The 4,632-nt window shown below is 42.1% G+C and carries 3 protein-coding genes and 2 pseudogenes; 2 read left to right on the plus strand and 3 right to left on the minus strand.

The annotated features are described in order from the left end of the window. Positions 1-20 precede the first annotated feature (20 nt). A pseudogene (locus tag AALA56_RS09675) lies at positions 21-472 on the minus strand (transposase); the annotation flags it as partial. Between the two features lie 125 nt (positions 473-597). Between AALA56_RS09675 and mutY the strand changes: the two are divergent. Then, a complete protein-coding gene (gene mutY / locus AALA56_RS09680; RefSeq protein WP_369909841.1) occupies positions 598-1,749 on the plus strand; it encodes an A/G-specific adenine glycosylase in 1,152 nt (383 codons plus the stop codon). Here the strand turns inward: mutY and AALA56_RS09685 are convergent. Further along, entirely contained in the window at positions 1,730-2,992 is a 1,263-nt protein-coding gene (locus AALA56_RS09685; RefSeq protein WP_369909842.1) for an aminotransferase-like domain-containing protein, read from the minus strand. The genes mutY and AALA56_RS09685 overlap by 20 nt on opposite strands. 89 nt (positions 2,993-3,081) lie before the next feature. On the opposite strand from AALA56_RS09685, the pseudogene AALA56_RS09690 reads away from it, so the two are divergent. Continuing rightward, positions 3,082-3,547: pseudogene (locus AALA56_RS09690) on the plus strand (ECF transporter S component). Between the two features lie 17 nt (positions 3,548-3,564). Here the strand turns inward: AALA56_RS09690 and AALA56_RS09695 are convergent. Further along, positions 3,565-4,515, minus strand: a complete 951-nt coding sequence (locus tag AALA56_RS09695; protein ID WP_369909844.1) for an AEC family transporter — start codon at positions 4,513-4,515, stop codon at positions 3,565-3,567. Between the last annotated feature and the right edge of the window lie 117 nt (positions 4,516-4,632).

The raw sequence follows: 4,632 nt of genomic DNA on the forward strand, positions 1-4,632 counted from the left end.
TCTTAGGTAAATCAATCCAGTTTAATCCTCAATAGTCCGTCTTTGATGTACCGATACACTGTCTTGGTTGAAGGGATGACTTCCAATGGATGTTTTTCTCGGTAAGTCTGCACAAAGCTATCGACGCTGTGGCGCGAGGTTTCGTTTTCAGGGCTTTCTCAAGTTCCTTGAAGAAGAACTTAGAACAGTCGTTTAGCTTGTGATAGACACTTTTGCGACGCTTGGTCTCATAAACACGTTGAGCACTGTCTGCGAAATAAGTCGTATAATAGGTCAGTTTCCTATTTTTATCTTGAACTTGTGTCACCTCTCCTCGCTTCAGTTCACGACTGATAGTTGAGCGATGACGACCAACCAGACGTGCAATCTCAGCTGGTTTCTTTCCTATCTTGAGATAGGCACTAATTGCTCCGCGTTCAGAGGCTGAAAGGTGTGAATAGGTTGATTTTTTGGTACAATGATTAGTGGACATATTCATCTGCTTTCTATACTGAGTTGGGGAATTCTAGTCTATCAGACGAATATGTCTTTTTGGTTGCACTTCATTTTACAACGCGGGAAAAACTTTTTTGGTGAAATCTTTGCTATAATAACACTATGATTGATTTTAAACAATACGGTATCGATATGTGGGATACCGACAAAATTGACAGTTTTAGGAAAACTCTTCTTGCTTGGTATGACAGGAAAAAGCGTGATTTGCCTTGGCGTCATACGAAAAACCCTTATCCTATTTGGATTTCTGAGATTATGCTTCAGCAAACACAGGTCGCTACAGTCATTCCTTACTATGAGCGTTTTTTGGAGTGGTTTCCAACTATAGCCGACCTCGCTAGTGCAGATGAAGAAAAACTGCTCAAAGCTTGGGAGGGACTAGGCTACTACTCTCGAGTTCGCAACATGCAAATCGCAGCGCAGCAGATTATGACCGACTTTGATGGGCATTTCCCAGAGACTTACGCTGAGATTGCTCAGCTAAAAGGGATTGGTCCTTACACTGCTGGCGCTATTGCTAGTATCGCTTTTGACTTGGTCGAGCCTGCTGTAGATGGCAATGTCATGCGGGTGATGGCACGTTTATTTGAGGTGAATTACGATATCGGTGACCCTAAGAATAGAAAAATCTTTCAGGCCATTTGTGAGGTCTTGATTGACCCCAAAAGACCTGGCGACTTTAATCAAGCGCTTATGGACTTGGGTGCTGACATCGAGTCCGCTAAAAATCCACGTCCAGAAGAAAGCCCCATTCGCTTTTTCAGCGCTGCTTATCTCCATAACACCATGGACAAATACCCTGTCAAAGAGCCAAAGAAAAAGCCCAAACCAATACAGATTCAAGCTTTTGTTATTACAAACAGTAAGGGGGAGTTCTTGCTTGAAAAAAATGATAGCGATCGTCTTTTAGCAGGTTTCTGGTCTTTTCCGCTTTTAGAGACGCAAATAGTAGCACAGCAACTTTCCCTATTTGTGACAGACAGCAAGGAAACTCCTACGTTCTCGCAAAAAACGGTCTTTGAAAAGGACTATCACTTACAGCCTGTCTGGTCAGACCAAACCTTCCCACTTGTCAAACACACCTTTAGCCACAGAAGGTGGCTGATGGACATCATAGCGGGTACGGTTCTTGATGACACGCTAGTTGATGATAAGACTCTTGCTTGGGTGAAAAGAGAGGACTTAGACAATTATCCCCGTGCAACGCCACAGAAAAAGCTAATGGCAAGCTACTTTAAGGCAAATCCTCTCTAATCAGATCTAACATCTGCTCCAGCCTATCAGCACCAGAAACTTGCACGACACGCTGTGCTTTTGGATTGACATAAAAGTCTGACAAGGGCTCTGACAGACGAAGAAGCTTGGACAACTTATTTTTCTTAAAAGCCGACACATCCAGCAAGACATGATGATAGCGAATGCTATATGGTGGAAGCTTAGACTTATGTGCAACAAGGGCTTCTACCTCTTCGACTTGCTTGTAGTAGCGCTCTTTTAGATAGTGGGTGTTTTTAGCATACATACCATTATTGATGTAAAGCGCCAAAGCCTTTTGTAAAATCAAGTGGGTATCATAATCCATGAGCTTCTTATAATCAATAAAAGCCTGCTTGAGACATGTGGGGAGACAAACAACCGCCAAACGAAGCGCTGGAAAGATGGTACTTGAAAACGACTTGAGGTAGATAACACGCTCAAAGGTATCATAATAATGTAGCGGCGCTTTTTCAGCAAAATCAGACATGTAATCATCCTCAACTAAGTAGACATCGTACTTTTCTGCTAAAAATACCAAACGCTCCATCTCCTCTGGCGTATAGGAAGTGCCCAAGGGATTGTGAAGTCTTGGCATGAGATAAAAAAACTTAATAGAGCTTTTTTGAAAAATCGCTTCTAACTCATCAAAGTCGATACCATCTATCTTTCTTGAGATGGTTTGGTAAGGTAGCGACAGCTGACCTACCAAGTCAACCATCCTGTCATAAGTCGGCTGCTCTAGTAAAATATCTGTTTTCCCATTTGGAAAATCTAGCTGCGTGAGAATATAGAGTGCTTGTTGAGTCCCAGCTGTAATGACAAGCTGCTCACGCTTACTATAGACATCCCCCTCAAGGAGCAATTGATGTGCTACATCTATCAACTCGGGCAAGCCTTCTTGCTTATGAAAATAGTTAAACAAATAGCTCTCACGCCCAATCAAGGTTTCATTGAGACAGAGCCTAAAATCTTCGTAGGCTAGGTTAGCAATTTCAGAATCAGGCAAGTCTAGCGCCTCCACCTCTTGATGAGGATTTTCAAAGACATAATAGCCAGACTTTTCAATTGCATGGATGTAGTGCTCATAGCGCAAATCTAAAAGCGCCTTTTGCACAGAGTCTTTGTTGCAGGAAAAATCGTTAGCCAGCTTTCGTATAGAGGGCAGTTTATCACCCGCTTTTAAGTGTCCTTTTTTGATTTCTGCGATGATATAGGACTTTATCGCCTCAACTTTTGTCATATCTGTCCCCCTACACTTTCTTTTTTTCTCTATTGTACTTTATTTATGATTCCTTTACAATCAAATCATAACAGATTGTGGAGGAATTTATGACATCTAGCCGTACACGAACATTGACTTTACTTACTATTCTCACTGCCTTATCAGTTGTTTTAGGACGCTTTATCATGATACCAACGCCAACAGGCTTTCTCACACTTCTTGATGCTGGCATTTACTTTACCAGTTTTTATCTAGGAAGCAAAGCTGGCGCTATTGTGGGGGGGGGTATCTGGTTTTCTGATTGACCTTTTAGCAGGTTATCCTCAATGGATGATTCACAGCCTTATCGCCCACGGTGCGCAGGGATACTTTGCTGGCTGGACAGGAAAAAAGCGCATTCTTGGCTTAACTTTAGCCAGCATTATTATGGTGGGCTGGTATGTTGTAGGCTCTGTAGTGCTTGGACAAGGGTTGGGCGCTGCTCTTGCTAGCGTCTGGGGCAATCTTACTCAAAACTTCTTTGGCATGCTGGTTGGTTATTTAACTTATAGAGTGGTTACAAGAAAAGGATAAGTAAAAGCTTATCCTTTTTAAACACCAAGAAGGGCAACAACAATTGGAATTATAACAACAAACAAGAGTGTTGAAGTTGTAACGATGTTAGTTGCATACTCGACATCACCGCCACCTTCGTTAGCAAGAATCGGTAGAACAGCCAGTGCTGGCACAGAAGCTTGTACGACATAGGTCTTGTACTCATCTACTGGGAGTCCCTTACCAAATAACCATAAGATAAGAACAATCACGACAGGTAAGACAATGTAGCGTCCAATCAAGGCTAGAATCGTATCACGGTCAAACTTGATACTAGAAAGACCAGCTTTAGCGAGCACAATCCCAATGTAAATCAAAGATAAAGGCGTTACCAAGTTCCCTAGATAAGTCAGCGTGTTGGTCGCAAAGTCAGGCACTGGAATGCTAAAGAGCAAGAAAACAAGTGCTACTAAAAAAACAATCAACGGTGCAGGGAGCAGCTTTTTCCAGTTTAAACCACTTGTTTGCTTAGCCTGACCATCCTTACTATCACGTGCAATCAACAAAGCCCCAAACGCCCATGTTGAAACGGTATTTGTGATATAGTAAACCAAGAAATAAGGCAGCGCTTTATCACCAAACAGAGCAATATTTAAAGGCAAACCAATAAAAATTGTATTGGCATTGGCTACCGTGTTGATAAAGACCCCACGACGTCCTGGGCGAATCTTAAAGAGCTTAACTGCGATAAATGCGATAATGTAGCCGATAATGACTGACCCAAAGGTATAAAGAAGCCCTGGAGCGACTTGGGTGAGTTTATCTAAGGTCAGATACTTGAGCACTGAGACAAAGATAGAGGCAGGCAAGGCGACATTCATAATCAATTTTGAAATATTGCCTGCGAAAGTTTCTCCAAACCAGTTTTTTTGATAAAGGTAAAACCCAAGAGCGATTAAAAACACTATCGGAATAATACTTTCAATAGATGTTATTGAACCTCTCACGACTAAAGTCGCGAGATTCTTGGGTAGAGTGCAGACTTATTGATTAGCTGACTAACCAACAGAGGTTACACTAATTGACCAAGCTATCCCCGTAGTTCCTACGGTTCATTTGTTTTG

The sequence above is a fragment of the Streptococcus hyointestinalis genome (assembly GCF_041225505.1).
In the GTDB taxonomy this organism is placed as follows: Bacteria; Bacillota; Bacilli; order Lactobacillales; family Streptococcaceae; genus Streptococcus; species Streptococcus hyointestinalis_B.

What these genes read in the sequence shown, in the direction of transcription:
- AALA56_RS09685 (WP_369909842.1), bottom strand. Translation starts at nt 2,992, where the DNA reads ATGACAAAAGTTGAGGCGATAAAGTCCTATATCATCGCAGAAATCAAA.
- mutY (WP_369909841.1), top strand. Translation starts at nt 598, where the DNA reads ATGATTGATTTTAAACAATACGGTATCGATATGTGGGATACCGACAAA.